This window comes from Deltaproteobacteria bacterium, assembly GCA_035063765.1.
GTDB lineage: Bacteria > Myxococcota_A > UBA9160 > UBA9160 > PR03 > CAADGG01.
The window spans coordinates 81,200-95,956 of record JAPSFT010000001.1; the positions used below are offsets into that span (position 1 = coordinate 81,200).

At 74.9% G+C, this 14,757-nt stretch carries 21 protein-coding genes; 4 read left to right on the forward strand and 17 right to left on the reverse strand.

Annotation, left to right across the window (positions count from 1 at the left end):
• Nucleotides 1-138: 138 nt before the first annotated feature.
• The 5 genes from OZ948_00410 to OZ948_00430 all read right to left on the reverse strand — a co-directional run bounded on the left by OZ948_00410 (nucleotide 139) and on the right by OZ948_00430 (nucleotide 3,745).
• Complete coding sequence (locus OZ948_00410; GenBank protein ID MEB2343186.1) at nucleotides 139-936, reverse strand: ERF family protein; 798 nt, start codon at nucleotides 934-936, stop codon at nucleotides 139-141.
• The gene (locus OZ948_00415) at nucleotides 926-1,165 is read right to left on the reverse strand and encodes a hypothetical protein (protein ID MEB2343187.1); all 240 of its coding nucleotides are present in this window, start codon (nucleotides 1,163-1,165) and stop codon (nucleotides 926-928) included. Before OZ948_00415 ends, OZ948_00410 begins: the two co-directional genes overlap by 11 nt.
• A 134-nt stretch (nucleotides 1,166-1,299) precedes the next feature.
• Nucleotides 1,300-2,790: an AAA family ATPase gene (locus tag OZ948_00420; GenBank protein ID MEB2343188.1), complete on the reverse strand. Its 1,491-nt coding sequence runs from the start codon at nucleotides 2,788-2,790 to the stop codon at nucleotides 1,300-1,302.
• Between the two features lie 51 nt (nucleotides 2,791-2,841).
• Nucleotides 2,842-3,114: a helix-turn-helix domain-containing protein gene (locus OZ948_00425; GenBank protein ID MEB2343189.1), complete on the reverse strand. Its 273-nt coding sequence runs from the start codon at nucleotides 3,112-3,114 to the stop codon at nucleotides 2,842-2,844.
• A gap of 58 nt (nucleotides 3,115-3,172) precedes the next feature.
• On the reverse strand, nucleotides 3,173-3,745 hold the full coding sequence (locus OZ948_00430) for a hypothetical protein (GenBank protein MEB2343190.1): 573 nt from the start codon (nucleotides 3,743-3,745) through the stop codon (nucleotides 3,173-3,175).
• 456 nt (nucleotides 3,746-4,201) lie between these two features.
• On the opposite strand from OZ948_00430, the gene OZ948_00435 reads away from it, so the two are divergent.
• The gene (locus tag OZ948_00435; GenBank protein ID MEB2343191.1) at nucleotides 4,202-4,624 is read left to right on the forward strand and encodes a hypothetical protein; all 423 of its coding nucleotides are present in this window, start codon (nucleotides 4,202-4,204) and stop codon (nucleotides 4,622-4,624) included.
• A gap of 48 nt (nucleotides 4,625-4,672) precedes the next feature.
• On the opposite strand, the gene OZ948_00440 is transcribed toward OZ948_00435, so the two are convergent.
• From OZ948_00440 to OZ948_00485, 10 genes are all read right to left on the reverse strand, one after another.
• On the reverse strand, nucleotides 4,673-5,143 hold the full coding sequence (locus tag OZ948_00440) for an isoprenylcysteine carboxylmethyltransferase family protein (protein MEB2343192.1): 471 nt from the start codon (nucleotides 5,141-5,143) through the stop codon (nucleotides 4,673-4,675).
• A gap of 12 nt (nucleotides 5,144-5,155) precedes the next feature.
• The gene (locus OZ948_00445; GenBank protein ID MEB2343193.1) at nucleotides 5,156-5,704 is read right to left on the reverse strand and encodes a hypothetical protein; all 549 of its coding nucleotides are present in this window, start codon (nucleotides 5,702-5,704) and stop codon (nucleotides 5,156-5,158) included.
• A 93-nt stretch (nucleotides 5,705-5,797) separates the two neighbouring features.
• On the reverse strand, nucleotides 5,798-6,322 hold the full coding sequence (locus OZ948_00450) for an adenine phosphoribosyltransferase (GenBank protein MEB2343194.1): 525 nt from the start codon (nucleotides 6,320-6,322) through the stop codon (nucleotides 5,798-5,800).
• 24 nt (nucleotides 6,323-6,346) lie between these two features.
• Nucleotides 6,347-7,078: a M23 family metallopeptidase gene (locus OZ948_00455; protein MEB2343195.1), complete on the reverse strand. Its 732-nt coding sequence runs from the start codon at nucleotides 7,076-7,078 to the stop codon at nucleotides 6,347-6,349.
• Nucleotides 7,066-7,680 (reverse strand): protein-L-isoaspartate(D-aspartate) O-methyltransferase, encoded by a 615-nt coding sequence (locus OZ948_00460; GenBank protein MEB2343196.1) that lies wholly within the window; start codon nucleotides 7,678-7,680, stop codon nucleotides 7,066-7,068. Before OZ948_00460 ends, OZ948_00455 begins: the two co-directional genes overlap by 13 nt.
• Nucleotides 7,681-7,797: 117 nt before the next feature.
• A complete protein-coding gene (locus tag OZ948_00465) occupies nucleotides 7,798-8,133 on the reverse strand; it encodes a PspC domain-containing protein (protein ID MEB2343197.1) in 336 nt (111 codons plus the stop codon).
• Nucleotides 8,130-8,633, reverse strand: a complete 504-nt coding sequence (locus tag OZ948_00470; protein ID MEB2343198.1) for a hypothetical protein — start codon at nucleotides 8,631-8,633, stop codon at nucleotides 8,130-8,132. The genes OZ948_00465 and OZ948_00470 overlap by 4 nt, the downstream gene beginning before the upstream one ends.
• Nucleotides 8,630-9,148, reverse strand: a complete 519-nt coding sequence (locus OZ948_00475; protein ID MEB2343199.1) for an RNA polymerase sigma factor — start codon at nucleotides 9,146-9,148, stop codon at nucleotides 8,630-8,632. Before OZ948_00475 ends, OZ948_00470 begins: the two co-directional genes overlap by 4 nt.
• Nucleotides 9,127-9,549 carry a PspC domain-containing protein gene (locus tag OZ948_00480; GenBank protein MEB2343200.1) on the reverse strand — a complete coding sequence of 141 codons (423 nt, stop codon included), beginning with the start codon at nucleotides 9,547-9,549 and terminating at the stop codon, nucleotides 9,127-9,129. The genes OZ948_00475 and OZ948_00480 overlap by 22 nt, the downstream gene beginning before the upstream one ends.
• 121 nt (nucleotides 9,550-9,670) lie before the next feature.
• Complete coding sequence (locus OZ948_00485; protein MEB2343201.1) at nucleotides 9,671-10,354, reverse strand: cytidylate kinase family protein; 684 nt, start codon at nucleotides 10,352-10,354, stop codon at nucleotides 9,671-9,673.
• Nucleotides 10,355-10,473: 119 nt separating this feature from the next.
• On the opposite strand from OZ948_00485, the gene OZ948_00490 reads away from it, so the two are divergent.
• The 3 genes from OZ948_00490 (at nucleotide 10,474) to OZ948_00500 (ending at nucleotide 12,801) form a co-directional block, all read left to right on the forward strand.
• Nucleotides 10,474-11,034: a CBS domain-containing protein gene (locus tag OZ948_00490; protein MEB2343202.1), complete on the forward strand. Its 561-nt coding sequence runs from the start codon at nucleotides 10,474-10,476 to the stop codon at nucleotides 11,032-11,034.
• Between the two features lie 58 nt (nucleotides 11,035-11,092).
• Complete coding sequence (locus tag OZ948_00495) at nucleotides 11,093-11,884, forward strand: enoyl-CoA hydratase-related protein (protein MEB2343203.1); 792 nt, start codon at nucleotides 11,093-11,095, stop codon at nucleotides 11,882-11,884.
• Between the two features lie 62 nt (nucleotides 11,885-11,946).
• Nucleotides 11,947-12,801, forward strand: a complete 855-nt coding sequence (locus tag OZ948_00500; GenBank protein ID MEB2343204.1) for a hypothetical protein — start codon at nucleotides 11,947-11,949, stop codon at nucleotides 12,799-12,801.
• A 65-nt stretch (nucleotides 12,802-12,866) separates the two neighbouring features.
• Here OZ948_00500 and OZ948_00505 read toward each other — a convergent pair whose 3' ends face one another.
• Both OZ948_00505 and OZ948_00510 read right to left on the reverse strand, forming a co-directional pair.
• The gene (locus OZ948_00505; protein MEB2343205.1) at nucleotides 12,867-13,115 is read right to left on the reverse strand and encodes a hypothetical protein; all 249 of its coding nucleotides are present in this window, start codon (nucleotides 13,113-13,115) and stop codon (nucleotides 12,867-12,869) included.
• Nucleotides 13,116-13,283: 168 nt separating this feature from the next.
• Nucleotides 13,284-14,714, reverse strand: a complete 1,431-nt coding sequence (locus OZ948_00510) for an MFS transporter (GenBank protein MEB2343206.1) — start codon at nucleotides 14,712-14,714, stop codon at nucleotides 13,284-13,286.
• Nucleotides 14,715-14,757 lie beyond the last annotated feature (43 nt).

Below are 14,757 nucleotides of genomic sequence, written 5' to 3' on the forward strand. Positions count from 1 at the left end.
CGGGCGCCGCCCTCGCGGCGGCTTCCGATCCGCGGCCGGGTCGCTCCCTCCCGGGAGCGACACGCCACCGCGGCCGGCTGCTTGACGGCAGAGGCTATCACGGCACGCCAGGAGCGCGAGCATTCGCGTGGCCCTCCTTCAGTCGAACGGGTTCCCTTCGCTGGCGGCCGCCGCGCCCGGGCCGTCGGTGAAGGCGCCCGCGATCGCGGACACGAGCGCGTCGTAGTCGCGCGCGAGCACGTCGCCGGAGTGCTCGTAGCCGTGCGTCGCGAGGAGCGCGCGCACGCGCGCCTCGACGTCGGCGCGGTCGAAGCCCTGCGCCGTGCCGGCCTCGGCAGCGACGGCGAACAGGCGCCTACGCTGCGCGTCGCTGATGCGCCGCTCGGCGCCGCCGCTGCGCGCCGGCCGCTCCGGCGCGCGCGACTGGCGCCGGGGCTCGCGCTCCTCGCGCGCCTCGGCCGAGCGCCGCGAGGGCGGCGCGCAGGCGGCCTGGCCGTCGTCGTCGTCGTCGGTCGCGATGCCAAGGAGCGCCGCCAAGGCGTAGCGCCGGGCGTAGGTGAGGGCCGAGCCGACCCCCTGCGCGTCAGCGCGCGTGACGGGTAGCAGGAGCTCCGTCTCGAGCGCGGCACCCGATGCGTGCAGCACGATCGTGCGCACGCCCGCGCTCCGTGGGTCGGCGACGAGCGGTATCTGCACGATGGCCAGCGCGTGCCGCGCGAGCACCGGGCGCGCGAGCTCGAGCACCTGGCCGAGCGTCGCGTAGGCGTAGGAGTAGTTGCCCTTGTCGGTGCGGACGTCCGCGCGGGCGTCGGCGGCCACGTTGCGGAGCTCGCCGAGGGCGGACACGAGCGCCGCCGCGAGCGTCGGCGCGACGCTGGCGCCCGGGTCGACCGGCGGCGGGGTCGGCTCCTGGGGGGGCGTCGGGTCATCGGTCATGGCGTGTCTCCCTCTGGCGCATGAGCGCCTCGATCTGCCTGCGCCCGCCGGCCCGCCGCGGCTGGGGTCTCGGCCTGGCGGCGAGCCCACGCAGGCGGTCGGTCTCGAGGGCCTCGCAGCGGGTGCAGCGCACCGGCGCCCCGAGCTGCGGGTGCCGGCGGCGGAAGGTCGGCTCGTCGCAGGCGCAGCACTCGACGAGCGGCAGGTGGGCGTCGTCACGCCGGGACACCTCCCCCTCTTGGGTGGCCCGGCTCGGGTGTCCCGAGTGTCCCCCCTCCGTAGGAGGGGACACCTCGGGACACCGGGACACCGGGGGTGTCCCGAGTGTCCGGGACACCTCGGGACACGCGGGACACTCCAGCATCAGAGCACCTCCAGGCCGCTCTCGGGCAGCAGGCGGAATCGATCCGGCAGCTCGTCGGCGATCCGGCGCGCGAGCGCCTTCGCGTCCGTGCGGCGCTTGCCCGAGGGCTTCCTCTCGGGCGCGATCTCGAACAGGTGCCGCGCCAGGTCGGTCACGGTGTAGGAGCCCGACTCGAGGTCGAGCAGGCGTGCCCGGAGCGCCTCGGCCTCGGCGCAGGTCGGCGGCCCGGCCAGCTCCCAGCGGATCACACGGTCGCCGTGGGTCGCCGTCGCGAAGTAGAGCTCGGAGAGCGGGGGCACGTCGTTGACGACCGCGTCGAGCATCCGCACGCCCGGCTCGATCTCCCAGAGGGTCGCCACGCTGCGCGCGAGCTGCGCCAGGACGGCGCTCCCGCGGATCTCCTCCATCCGCTCGCCCTTCGTCAGCTCGGCGGCCGGCTTCGCCTTCGGCGGGCGCTTGCGCGGGTGGTGGATCAGGACGCCCGACGGGCCGAGCGACTCGGCGATCCGGTCGAGCTGATCGATCGCGAGGCGCGCGCCCTCGTCGTCGTTCACGGTCAGTCCCGGCGGCAAGAAGTGCTGGTAGGGGTCGATCACGAACACGTCGTAGCGGCCGTCCGCGATCGTGTTGCCGAGCACCTCCACGCCATGATCGTCGAGCGGGAGCGCGCGCTTCTCCTTGCCGATGATCGCGACGCGGCCGTCCATCCATGCGCCGTCCGGGGCGAGCGCGGCGAGCTTGCGGACGATTGACAAGGTGGTGTCGTCCTTGCTCACGATCAGGGCGCGCATCGGGTCGCGGCCGTCGTGGCGGCCCGTCCAGGGCTCGCGGCCGTAGATCAGGTCCACGACTACCCGGACGATCGAGGTCGTCTTGCCGATGCCTGTCTGCCCCGCGTAGACGGTCGTCAGGCCGGGGTAGAGGACATGCGTCGCGACGGGGACGATCGAGGGCGCCGCGGCTAGCGTGGCGAGCTGCTCGCGGGTGGGCACCAGCTCGACGTAGCTCCGGATGCGCGGCTCCTGCGCGCCCAGCTCCGACGCGATCGCGCCGAGCTCCCGGCGCGCCACCTCGCGCAGATCGTCGGGCGTCGCGGGCTCGACGAGCCGCGCCGCCAGGAGCCGCTCGCGGCGCTCGAGCGCCTCGCGATGGACGGCGCGCGCGTGCGCCAGGACGTGCGCACCCGTCGCCGCGCCATCGGCCAGCTCGGCGAGCCGCACCGCCGCACGGTGCGCGTCGCCCGTGGACTCGCGCGACATCGCGGCGTGTAGGGTCGGTAGGTCGATCGGGTCGCCGCGGTCGGCCAGGTCGAGCATCGCCTGCGCGACCCGCGCGAGGAGCGGGTCGGCGAGGTCCGCGGGCGTCGCGATCGCGAGCGCCTCGCGCACCCGCTCGGGGTCGCCCCCCACGAGGAGGCCGCCGAGCAGGGACTCCGCCGGCGACGGGATCGCGCGGTCGGGGGGCGGCGCTACACTTGCGGGCACCTGCATCCGTGTCCTCGACCCCGCCGTGGTCTCGTCGCCGCGGCGGGGTCACTCGTCTCAGCCCGCGCTCCTCGCCTCGCGCTCGAGCACGCGCTCGGCGACGGCCTCGGCGCGCGCCGTCGTGCGCGCGGCCTCGCGGCGCCACCACGCCTCGACGTCGACGCGCAGGACGCGGATCGCGCGCCCGCGCCGGACGCCGGGGATCTCGCCGCGGCGGATCAGCTCACCCAGGTACGCGCGCGACAGGCCGTACACGCGCTCTACCCCGCGCATGGACAGCGTCGCGCGGTCGTGGTCGCGCTCGATGATCGGTCGAGTGTCGCGGGGCATGGGCGCACACTGCGCCGATTGCGCGCGGCGTGCACGTCAGAACTTGGTGCCACCTTTTTCATCGTGCGCGCGGCGGCAGCGGCTTCCGAGGTGTCGGGTCGTGGTCCCGGGCTGCGTGGAGCGCCGCCAGGAGCGCGCTCTCACTGTTCGCCGCGTAGAGCTCGCGGAGCCTGGCGATCGCGGCTCCTGGGGCCAGCGGGCAGCCCGGGACGCCCACCTCGAGCGGAGCGCGCGGGCCGGATTCGATCGCGAGGCGCACGATGCCCTGCCCCTGCGTGAGCGCGCGGTAGGCGGCGATGAGCTCGCGCGGGTCGCGCTTGCGGGGCCGCTGCCAGCCCATCGCGCGCTGGACGCGCTGGAGCTTCTGGCGGTCGGTTGCCTCGGAGCCCAGCACCTCGAGCGCCAGGCGCTCGCGTGCCGCGCGATCGTCGCCCTGCGCGTGGAGGCGGCCGAGCTCGGCCGCCATCTCCTCGCCTAGCGCGCGCAGCGCAGCGAGCACGGTCGCGCGCGAGGCGCCGGTCTCGATCGCCTGGCCGAGCGCCTGGTAGGCCGCTGCCGTTCGCGCGCGGCCGCGGAAGCGGCCGATGCTCTCCGCCATCCGGCGGAGCCGTCGCATCTCCGGGTCGGACACGCTGCCGCTGCTCCTCGCGGCGCTCCGGTGGGAGCCTCGGGGCAGGGAGCGGAGCGGCTCCCGTTCGGCTGGCCGGCCTAGCCCCGAGGCGAATCGCTCAGGTGGGGGGACTACTGGGGGGACTCCCCTCATTCGTCGCCACACCGGGCCATGTAAGGCCATTGCGAGGGGATGCGCAACCCCGCGGAATCACAGGAAGTCGAGTAGAGACGCAGAGATGCGTCAGACACTCGAGCCCATTAGGAAACCGCTGCTCTATCCATCTGAGCTACGGGGGCGGGAGGCGGGAAGGCTAGCGACCGTGGGGACTCGTTGCGAACGATCCTCGTGGCGATCCCTCTCGGGTGAGCGAAGGGGACGGAGCCGAAGGCAGCGCCCATCAGCTTGTGGACTCGTTCCTTCGAGTTCGAGTCGGAACGACGCTCCCGTGCGTCGAAGAGGTGACGGGGGTGCGCCGTGCCTGGTCTCCTCCTCGCCGCCCTGCGGGTCGGCTCCCTACTCGTGCTCGGAGCGCCAGCGCTCGCGGGTGACGACTACACCGGTTCCATCGCGCCGGGTCTGCACCCGCGCCTGACGGCCGCGACGGTCGCGGATCTCGTCGGGGCCGGCGGCAGCGCCGCGCCCGCGGGCGTGCGCCGGATCACGGCGTTGGAGTGCGTCCGTGGGGACGACATCGGGCGAGCGGGAAGCACGGCGCCCTTCTGGATCGTACGTGTGGAGGGCCATTTCGTGAACCTGCGCACGCCGCCGGGGTGCCCCGCGCAGGTGGCTCCCGAGGGCTTCTACGTGATCGACGATGCGACCGGCAGCATGGTCGCCCGGGGATTCGTCGGCGGGCGATTCACTGGGCCTTGCGACCGGCTGCAGAAGGGTCGGTAGACGCGGACCGGTCTCGGCTCGGCCGCGCTGAACGCGGTTCGCGCTGCGCTACAGCCAGCGCCGCGTCGAGCGCTTGTAGGCGAGGTACTCGTCGCCGAACTTGGCCTCGAGGTAGGCCTCCTCGTGACGGATCGCCGTCGCGTAGACGATGGCGAGGACGAGCGGGATCGCGAGCAGGACCCAACCGTTCCCCCAGCCCCAGCCGATCGCGAGGAGCAGCAGCGCCATGCCCACGTACATGGGATTGCGCGAGCGGCGGTAGACGCCGCTCGAGACGATCGAGGGCGTGCTCTTCCACGGCTTCGGGTCCTGGCCGGTGCGGCGGAAGAGGCCGAGCGCGCCGGCCAGGAAGGCGACGCCGAGCGCCGCACCGAGCATCGCCCCCACCGCCCGCGCGGCGGGCGAGAGCGGAAGCCGCAGGGGCACGATCCCGTGGAGCCCGCCAGCGACGAGCAGGGCGAGCAGGTACACGAGCGGCGGGGGCAGCCGGACCTTCGCACCGTCGCGCTCGGCCGTCATCGCGGCGCCGCTCTAGTTCGCGCCTTCGGTGTTGGTGCGCTGCGCTTCGTCGATCTCCTCCTGGGAGAGGCCGATCTCGCGCAGGCGCTTCTGGATCTCTTCGGGCGACATGCGGATCTGGACCATCTTGAGCAGATACCTGGGATCCCCTTCGCGCGGCTCGAAGGAGAAGACGACGGCGCGGTCGGTGGGGATCGCGGCGACCGCCGACTTGAAGCCCTCCTTGGTGCCGCTGTTGTCGAGGCCGCCGCCCTTCGAGGCCTTGATGACGGTGCGCTTGAGCACGCTGCCCTCGGGCACCACCTCGAGCTCGAGCTCCTCGCCGCTCTTCAGGCCCGGGGCCGGCTTGCCGGCGACGCCGCCGCTGCCGAAGCCGCCCGACACCTTGGGGCTCGTGATCTTGACCTTGAAGACGCTCCGGGCCTCGTCGTAGCCGAGCAGCATGCCCTCGGCGCCGTAGCGCTTGGCCTCGGCGGCCCGGGCGGCCGGCGGGGCGACGAGCAGCGGTGCCAGCGCGAGGCCGAGCACGAGGAAGGCGGGGAGCGGGCGGGCGCGCAGCATGTCGGAGCTCCTTGGGCGGCCGTGGATGGTTTGGCGCCGCGGCCCGCGAGGATACCGCGGCTCGCCCCGTCGATCAGGCGCCCCGCCCCGGCTCTAGTAGCGGAGCAGCACCTGGACGTCCTCGACGCCGAGCTGCGCCCGGCCGCCGAGGGCCGTCAGCTCGACCAGGAACGAGCAGCCCACCACCTCGGCGCCCGCCTCGCGTGCGAGCTGCACGGCTGCCGCCGCGGTGCCGCCGGTCGCGATCAGGTCGTCCACGACGAGCACGCGCTCGCCGGGCCGCAGCGCGTCCTCGTGCATCTCGACGGTGTCGCTACCGTACTCGAGGTCGTAGGTGACCCGCCGGGTCTTCCAAGGGAGCTTGCCGGCCTTGCGCACCAGCACGAAGCCGGCCTCGAGCGCCAGCGCGACGGGCGGGCCGAAGACGAAGCCGCGCGACTCGATGCCGAGCACCTTCTGGACGCCACGCCCCCGGAAGGGCTCGACCAGGCCGTGCACCGCGGCGGCCAGGGCGCGCGCGTCGGCCAGCAGCGGCGTCACGTCGCGGAACAGGATGCCGGGCTTCGGGAAGTCGGGAACGTCGCGGACGAAGGCGCGCAGATCGACGGCGTCGGGCACGGGGCTCCTCTCTCGTGGGAACGCTCAGGGCAGGCAGACACGCGGGTCGCGCGGGCGATTGCTGCGCCGGATCTCGAAGTGCAGGTGCGGCGCCGTCGCGTTTCCGGTCCGCCCGACGCGCGCGATCGGATCGCCCCGCTCGACGAAGTCCCCCTCCTCGACGAGGTTGTCGTCGTTGTGGGCGTAGACCGTAGCCCAGCTCCCGAGGTGCTTGATCACGACCACGCGGCCGTAGGCGCCGAGCTCGTCGCCCGCGTAGACGACCTTGCCGGCCTCCGCGGCGTGGATCGGGGTGCCGCGCCGGGCGGCGACGTCGATCCCGTCGTGGGGACGCCCGTGGCGCTCGCCGTAGGCCGAGGTGAGCGTGCCGAGCACGGGCCACTCGAAGCGCAGCCCGTGCTCCCGGGCGGCGTCCGAGCAGTCGCCTCCCCAGCCCTCGCGTCGCTCGAGCGTGTCGGGGCCGCGCGACGCCGCGGCGCTCACCGCCGGAGCGCCGGTGCGGCCGTCGCCCTTCGGGACCCAGAGCCGCTGGCCGATCTGGAGCGTGCGGACGTCGTCGACCCGGTTCACGCGCCGGATCACCTCGGCCGGCGTCCCCGTGGCCTGCGAGATGCGCCACAGGTTGTCGCCGGCACGGACCACGTACCAGGCGCCGGGGCCCGCGCCCTTCGGACTCGAGCGGCAGCCCGCGCTCCCGGCCAGCACGGCGAGGCCAGCGAGCGCGAGCGCCGCGTGGGCCCGTGCTACGCGGCCCATCCGTGCCGGCCGACGAGGTCCACGAAGCGGCACGGCCCGAGCGTCTCGGCGCGCAGGCGGCCCTCACCCGTGCGCCGCACGCGCACGAGCCGCTGCCCGCCGCGCGGCCCGACGGGCGCCACCAGGCGCCCGCCCGGCGCGAGCTGCGCGAGCAGCGGGCGCGGCAGGTCTGGCGCGCCGGCCGTCACCACGATCGCGTCGTAGGGGCCGTCGTGCGGGCGTCCGAGCGAGCCGTCCCCCAGGTGGACGACGACGTTGCGGATCCCGAGCCGGTCGAGGGCGCGCCGCGCCGCCGCGGCGAGCCGCGGCAGCCGCTCGATCGAGACGACCCGCTCGGCCAGCATGCCGAGCACCGCCGCCTGGAAGCCCGAGCCGGTGCCGATCTCGAGCACCCGCTCGCGCCCGGCGAGCTCGAGCGCCTCGCTCATGCGCGCGACCGTGGACGGCGCCGAGATCGTCTGGCCGTCGCCGATCGGCAGCGCGTGGTCCCGATAGGCCTGGGCGTGGAGGGCCTCGGGCACGAGCTGGTGTCGCGGAAGGGACTCGAGCGCGGCGAGCACGCGCCGATCCCGCACCCCGCCGCTTGCCAGCCGCTCCACCATGCGCCGGCGCGCGCCGCGCAGCTCCGCGCCTGCGGTTTCCACCTCGCCCCCCCCGGCGCCGCAGCTTGGGGCAGCGCGGGGGGATTCGCAAGTTGACCGCTGAAGTTCCTGGAATTCCTAGCTGCTACGGCCTTCCGGGGGCATCGCGAGCCAGAGCGCCAGGTAGAGGATCACGAAGATGCCGCCGGTGAAGAAGGCGCCGAGCACGAAGGCGAGGCGCACGAGCGTGACGGAGATCCCGAACCGCTCGGCAAGGCCCGCGCAGACGCCCGCGAGCATCCGGCCCTCCTGCGGGCGCAGCCACGGCTCGGTGACGAAGCGCATCGAGCCGGGCTCGAGCGCCGAGCCGCAGAAGCGGCACTTCACCGCCTCGGCGCGGATCGTCTCGGCGCACCAGGGGCAGCGCTGCGTGCCGGGTGCTTCGCCGGGAACGGGCAGGTCGAGGTCGCTCATGTTCCACTCTCCAGGACGCCGGCACCTGGCGTACGTGCGCTCCGGATCGTGGCCAGCCAGAGGGGGACCAGCGCGTAGAGCGTCCCCACGGCCAGGGCGAGCGAGCCGAAGTAGGCGACGCCGAGCCCGTCGAGGAGCAGCGGCGGCAGGATCCCGCCGAGCAGCGCGAGAGCGCCCTCGGCGACCAGCCAGGCGTGCGCGAGCACGAGCGGGAGCCCGACCGAGAGCACCGCGAGGGCGCCCGCGAGCTCGCGCCGGAACGCGCCGCCGCCGGGCGCCGGCGCATGGGCGCGCAGCGCCCGCACGGCGCGCACCCGCGTGCGGGCGAGCAGCTCGGGCCCCGGGGACGGCGGCGGAGCGGGGCTCGCGGTGGCCGCAGCGAGCGCGTGCAGGAAGCGCGCGTGCGCCGCGCATGCGGCGCACGCGATGAGGTGTGCGCGCATGCCAGGAGCTTCCACCGCGGCCTCGTCGAGCGCCGCCTGCACGGTCTCGCAGCTCACGTCCCGTCCTCCCAGCCGTCCTTCAGGGCGCGGAGCGCGCCGTGGAGCCTGCTCTTCACGGTTCCGCGCGGGATGCCGAGCGCGGCGGCCATCTCGGCCTCGTCGAGCCCCGCGTAGAAGCGCAGCCACACCACCTCGCGGAGCCGCTCGGGCAGCTCCGCCACGCGCTCGCGCAGCGCGAGCCCCTCGAGCGGGGACTCGGCGGGCCGCGACGGCTCGTGCGCCCGCGCGGCAACGGCGCGCGTGCGGACCGCGCGCCGCCGCCACAGATCGGTGGCGAGATGCGAGGCGATCCCGTAGAGCCAGGGCCGCACCGGCCGATCCGGCCGCCAGGTGCGCGCGCCGCGCGCGACCCGCAGCCAGGTGTCCTGGAGCAGGTCGTCGGCATCGTCGCGGCTGCCGCAGATCCGCACGAGGTGCGCATGGATGCGCGCCGCGTGGCGGTCCACGAGCGCGCCGAGCGCCCGCTCGTCGCCTCGTGCCACCGCCGCCATCAGCTCCTCGTCGGACTCCATTCGTCCGGCTGGCCGTCGCGATCGTCGCGCCGCACCGCGGGACCGCTCCGGTGCCGGCCGTGGTCACCGAGCAGGTCGCGAACCACGTCGAGGACGCGATCGAAGGCCGAGCGCTGGCCCGGTCCGTCGGGCAGCACGAACCAGAAGGCCGCGTAGAGGAGCAGGCCCATCCCGTGCAGGAAGAGCGTGGCGAGCACGAAGACGGCTCGCACCGCGGTCACCGGGAGCTCGAGGTTGTGGGCGAAGGCGGCGCACACGCCTGCGAGCTTGCGCTCGCCGTGGCCGCGGTGCCACTCGCCCGGGTCGCGCGGGCCGCCGCCGAGCCGGCTCCCGCACCAGCGGCACTTGATCGCCTCGGCCTGGATCTCCTCGGCGCAGTAGGGGCAACGCTTCGTGGCCATGGGTCCCTCCGGTCGGGCGCGAATGGGTGCGGGAGCCTTCGATCGCCCTCGCTTCCACGATCGTTCTACGCGCGAAGCCGGGCCGCGGTTCACGGGGCAGTCCCGCCGACCTCGCGGCGGCTCACGAGCCGCCTTCGGCCCCCGGCGGGAAGCGCCGCCGGACCGCCTCGACGACCAGCGCCGCGGCGGCGTCGGTGGCCAGCGTCCCGGTGTTGAGGACGAGGTCGTAGAGGCACGGGTCGTCCCCGGACACCCCGAGGCGATCGCGCAGGAAGGCGAGGCGCCCGGCGTCCTCGCGTGCGAGCTCGGCCGCAGCAGCGCCGGGCGCGAGACCGCGCCCGGCCCCGAGCCGCCGCACCCGCTCCTCGTGCGGCGCCACGACGAGCACCCGCAAGGTCCGCTCCCGCGGCAGGATCGGGATCGCCCCGCGCCCGACCACGACCGCCATCCCGCGCTCCCCCAGCGCAGCCACGACCCCCGCCAGCTCCCGGGCCTCGGCCGGGTCCAGATCGCCGAAGACCGCGCGCGTGCGCGCTTCGATGGCGGCACGCACCTCGGGTGCGAGCGGCCCGACCAGTCGGTCGCGAAGATCGGGGTCGCGCGCCAGCTCGCGGAGCTCGTCGAGCCCGAACAGGCCGTAGTCGAGCCAGCCGGCGACACGCTCGGCCACCGCGTCGCCGCCGGCCCAGGGCTGGCGCGACACCGAGACGACGGCGCCGCGCGAGGCCGGCATGCCGGCCCCACCGGCGATCGCCCAGCGCCGGGCCTGCCGCTCGAAGAGCTCCGCGAGCGGCTTGGCGGCCATCGTCCCCCTCCTCCGCGGCGCGGGAGCGTACCCCGCGGCCACGGACCTCGCTTTGGGTGGGCGAAACGTCATCTCGAAGGGGTATGCTGGGGCCCATCGACGAACGACGGGAGAGCATCATGGCCTCGAACCCCCCGCACGACGACGATTTCTCCGAGGACGAGGGCTACTTCGAGAGCGAGTCCGCCGCGCCGAACCGCTTCGACGCGAGCCTGCTGCGCGCCCCGACCCGACACCTGCCCACCCGCTTCCCCCTCCTCTTCTCGCCCACCCACACCGTCACCCAGGCGATGCGGGCGATGCAGAAGGAGCACCGCGGCTGCGTGCTCGTCACCGAGGACGGGAGCAACCAGACCCGCGTCGTCGGGATCTTCACCGAGCGCGACGTGCTGCTGCGGATCGTGGACCGCGGCCGCAATCCTGCGACGCTGCCCCTCGCCGAGGTGATGACCCGGGATCCCGAGTCGCTGCCCAAGGACGCGAGCATCGCGTGGGTGCTCAACAAGATGAGCGTCGGCGGCTTCCGGCACGTTCCGGTGGTGGACCGCGCGGGTCGCCCGGTGTGCGTGGTGTCGGTGCGCGACGTGGTGGAGATGCTCGTCGAGCGCTTCCCGCGCGAGGTGCTGACGCTTCCGCCCGAGTACGGCGCCGACTTCGCGCGCACCCGCGAAGGCGCCTGAGCGGCGCCCGTTCTCGCGCGCCGCTACGCTGCTCCACCTCGAAGGAGGAGGGGGCGGCGTGGCGCGCGAGACGGTGCTGGAGACGCTCGCGGAGGGCGTGCTGACGCTCGCCTGGAACCGCCCGCGGCGCAAGAACGCCTTCGACGAGACGATGTGGCACGAAGGGGCCGCCGCGCTGCGCGACGCGCGCGCCGACGATCGCGTGCGCAGCGTCGTCGTGACCGGTGCCGGGGAAGCGTTCTCCGCGGGACAGGACCTCGGGGAGATGGCGAAGCCCCCGGGCGGCAGCGAGGGCCCCGGCTTCCCGCGCTTCATGGACGAGCTCGTGGCCTTCGACAAGCCGCTGCTCGCGGCGGTGAACGGCGTCGGCGTGGGGATCGGGCTCACGCTGCTGCTGCACTGCGACGTGGTGTGGATGGCCGAGGAGGCGCGGCTGCGGGCGCCCTTCGTACCGCTCGGGGTGGTGCCGGAGGCGGCCAGCAGCTTCCTGCTCCCCCTCCAGCTCGGGCACCAGCGCGCCGCCGAGCTGCTCTACACCGCAGAGTGGATCGACGCCGCGCGGGCCTGCGAGCTCGGGCTCGCGAGCCGCGTGCTCCCGCGCGCGCGGCTGCTGCCGGAGCTCCAGGCGCTGGCGGCGCGCATCGCGGCCCAGCCGCTCGGCGCACTCCGCTACACCAAGCGCCTGCTCCTCGCCGTCCGCAGCGACGGGATCCGCGCGGCGCGCGCCCGCGAGGACGCGGCCTTCCGGGTGCGCGTGGGCTCGCCCGAGAACGTCGAGGCGCTCCGGGCCTTCCTCGAGAAGCGCCCGGCGGACTTCACGAAGGTGCCGGCGACGGACCGGGACGCCTGAACGCGCTCCGGCTCGCGGCGCTGCTCGCGCTGGTCGGGCTCACCGCCAGCCGGCTGGGCCTCGTGCTCCACGAGGCCCTCGGCCACGGCGCGGTCGCGGAGGCGTTCGGCTGCCGGCTCACCGGCCTGCGGCTCTTCCTCTTCGGCGGCGGCTACGTGACCTTCGGGTGCACGGCCCTGTCCCTCGGCGGCACGCTTGCGATCGACCTCGGCGGGATCGCGCTCGAGCTCGCGCTCGGCGCCGCGCTGCTCGCGCTCGTGCGCGGGCGGCGCGGCGTCGCGGGCCTCTTCGCCACGGCGATCGGCCTGCTCTTCGTCCTCCACGGGCTCTTCTACCTGGCGACGGGCGTCCACTACGGCGCGGGCGACGGGCGCACCCTCCACGGGCTGCTCGGCGCGGGGCGCACCGCGTTCGTCGCCGCCGCGAGCGCCGTGCTGGTCGCGGCGAGCTTCGTGGCGGGGCACCGGCTCGGCGCGCGGATCGGGGTCTGGGTGGCGGCTCCGCGACGCGGAACGCGCATCGCGATCGTGGCGGCCGCCGCGCTCGCCGCCGCCGCGGCCCACGGCGTCCTACAGCGCGCCGAGCAGCGCTGGCTCGCGGATCCCGTCTACGCCGCGACCTTCGAGCCCGAGCACGAGCGCCGGATCGCCGCCGAGCTGCGCCGTCTCGAGGAGCAGCCCCACGCGCCGGGCGAGATCGCCGAGGAGCGGCGGCGCCTCGAGCGGGAGCACGCGCCCTTCCCGCTGACGCCGGTGCTCGGCGTGGCAATCGCGCTCGCGGCGCTGGCCGGCATCGTCGCGTCCTCGCGACGGCCGCCCGCGGCGCCGCCCGAACCGGTGCCGCTCGCGGGGGCCGCGCTCGCGTGCGCCGCCTCGATCGCGCTCGTGCTCGCCCTCGACCGCTGGTGGCCGCCCTGAGGAGCCCCCCGGCCCCTCGACGACGGATGCCTCGAGCGTCTCACCGAGCCGCCCTTCCCGCCGCCTCAAGGCAGCGAGCCCGGCGGCTCGTCCGCCTCCCGCCCGGCCACCGCGAGGCCACTCGCGGCCGACCGCTCGCGCTGCGTGCGAGCCCGGATCGGGTCGAGAGCGCTCATGGGATCCGGGGCGGCGTGCGTGCCGGCGTGCACGACCCCGCTCCCTTCGGGCCCGGCACCGATCCGGGCGAGGTCGGCGACGGCGAGCAGGAGGGCCGCCACGAGCACGGCGAGCAGGATCAGGTGATCGCGGGCCATCCACGAGGCTCCTCGATCGAGGAGGCTCGCACGCCGCGCGAGCGCGCGCTGTGAGCGGGCCCACAGCCGCGAGCGGATGCACGCGCCCGACCTGCCGGCCCGGCACCGGCGCCGCGCCGCCCGCCCGCACGAGGAGCACGCCGGCAGAGAGCGCGGGAGCGCCCGCGGCTAGGGCTCGGCGCAGAGCTCCTCGAGCGAGCGGCGCTCGGCGTCGACGCCGAGCACGCGCGCCACGATCGCCGCGCCGATCATCAGCGCCGACGAGAGCGCGTAGCCGGCGAAGAGCTGCCTCGGGTCCTGGGTGTCGACGAGGGCGCCGAAGAGCGCGGGCGCCCCGACGCCGCCGACCAGCGTGCCGAAGGCGTAGAACACGGCGATCGCCATCCCGCGCAGCTCGACCGGGAAGAGCTCGCTGACCGTCAGGTAGGCCGAGCTCGCGGCTGCCGACGCGAAGAAGAAGACGAGCGACCACGCGAGGGTCTGCGTGAGCGCGTCGAGGAAGCCGGCGACGAAGAGCCCGCCGGTCGCGAGCAGGAGCAGGCCCGCGAGCGCATAGGTCGCGGGGATCATCACGCGCCGCCCCCAGCGGTCGAAGGAGCGCCCGAGCAGGATCGGGCCGAGGAAGTTCCCGGCCGCGAACGGGATCACGTACTTGCCGACGTCGCCGGCGGGTACCCCGTGGAAGGCCTCGAGGATCAGGCCGTAGCTGAAGAAGATCGAGTTGTAGAGGAAGGCCTGCGCCAGCATCATCACGAGGCCGAGGATCGTGCGCCGCGGGTAGCGGCGGACGAGCGTGCGGATCAGGTGGGGGATGCCGACGGGGCCGTGCACGCGGACGCGCACGGGCGCCACCTCGCTCCGGCGTCCGGCGCCGGGGCCACGGACCTGCGCCTCGATCCGATCGACGGTCTCGGAGGCCGCGGCGAGGTAGCCGTGGCTGAGGAGCCAGCGCGGGCTCTCGGGCATGTGGCGGCGCACGAGCACGATGCCGAGGCCGAGCGTTGCGCCGAGCGCGAAGACGAGCCGCCAGCCGATCCCGACCGGGAGCAGCTCGGGATCGAGCAGCACCAGCGTGAGCCCCGCGCCTAGGCCGACGCCGACCCAGTAGCTCCCGTTGATGGCGAGATCGACCTGGCCGCGGATGCGTGCGGGCACGAGCTCGTCGATCGCGGAGTTGATCGCCGAGTACTCGCCCCCGATGCCGGCGCCGGCGAAGAAGCGGAAGACGAGGAACACGCCGTAGCCCGGCGCGAGCCCGCTGAGTGCGGTCGCGACCAGGTAGAGACCGAGCGTCACGAGGAACAGCCGCTTGCGGCCGAGGCGATCGGTCAGGTAGCCGAAGACGAGCGCTCCGGCGACCTGGCCCGCGAGGTAGACCGAGCTCGCGAAGCCCACCTCGGCGGCCGAGAGCCCGAGCGCGCGCGGATCGCGCAGGGTGGGCGCGAGGTTCGCGATCAGGCTCGCTTCGAGCCCGTCGAGGATCCACGTGACCCCGAGCGCGATCACGAACAGGCGGTGCCATCGCGACCAGCCGAGCGCGTCGAGCCGGGGCGGCACGTCGGTCTCGACCCAGGCCCCGAAGGGCGTGTCCCTTCGCATCGGACCCGACCGTAGTGCAGATCGTGGGCCGTTGGGCCGCCGA

Excerpts from the sequence above, each read along its gene's own strand:
- OZ948_00410 (MEB2343186.1), bottom strand. The coding sequence starts at position 936 with ATGACCGATGACCCGACGCCCCCCCAGGAGCCGACCCCGCCGCCGGTC.
- OZ948_00420 (MEB2343188.1), bottom strand. The coding sequence starts at position 2,790 with ATGCAGGTGCCCGCAAGTGTAGCGCCGCCCCCCGACCGCGCGATCCCG.
- OZ948_00425 (MEB2343189.1), bottom strand. The coding sequence starts at position 3,114 with ATGCCCCGCGACACTCGACCGATCATCGAGCGCGACCACGACCGCGCG.
- OZ948_00440 (MEB2343192.1), bottom strand. The coding sequence starts at position 5,143 with ATGACGGCCGAGCGCGACGGTGCGAAGGTCCGGCTGCCCCCGCCGCTC.
- OZ948_00445 (MEB2343193.1), bottom strand. The coding sequence starts at position 5,704 with ATGCTGCGCGCCCGCCCGCTCCCCGCCTTCCTCGTGCTCGGCCTCGCG.
- OZ948_00455 (MEB2343195.1), bottom strand. The coding sequence starts at position 7,078 with ATGGGCCGCGTAGCACGGGCCCACGCGGCGCTCGCGCTCGCTGGCCTC.
- OZ948_00460 (MEB2343196.1), bottom strand. The coding sequence starts at position 7,680 with ATGGTGGAGCGGCTGGCAAGCGGCGGGGTGCGGGATCGGCGCGTGCTC.
- OZ948_00465 (MEB2343197.1), bottom strand. The coding sequence starts at position 8,133 with ATGAGCGACCTCGACCTGCCCGTTCCCGGCGAAGCACCCGGCACGCAG.
- OZ948_00475 (MEB2343199.1), bottom strand. The coding sequence starts at position 9,148 with ATGGAGTCCGACGAGGAGCTGATGGCGGCGGTGGCACGAGGCGACGAG.
- OZ948_00480 (MEB2343200.1), bottom strand. The coding sequence starts at position 9,549 with ATGGCCACGAAGCGTTGCCCCTACTGCGCCGAGGAGATCCAGGCCGAG.
- OZ948_00485 (MEB2343201.1), bottom strand. The coding sequence starts at position 10,354 with ATGGCCGCCAAGCCGCTCGCGGAGCTCTTCGAGCGGCAGGCCCGGCGC.
- OZ948_00490 (MEB2343202.1), top strand. The coding sequence starts at position 10,474 with ATGGCCTCGAACCCCCCGCACGACGACGATTTCTCCGAGGACGAGGGC.
- OZ948_00505 (MEB2343205.1), bottom strand. The coding sequence starts at position 13,115 with ATGGCCCGCGATCACCTGATCCTGCTCGCCGTGCTCGTGGCGGCCCTC.
- OZ948_00510 (MEB2343206.1), bottom strand. The coding sequence starts at position 14,714 with ATGCGAAGGGACACGCCCTTCGGGGCCTGGGTCGAGACCGACGTGCCG.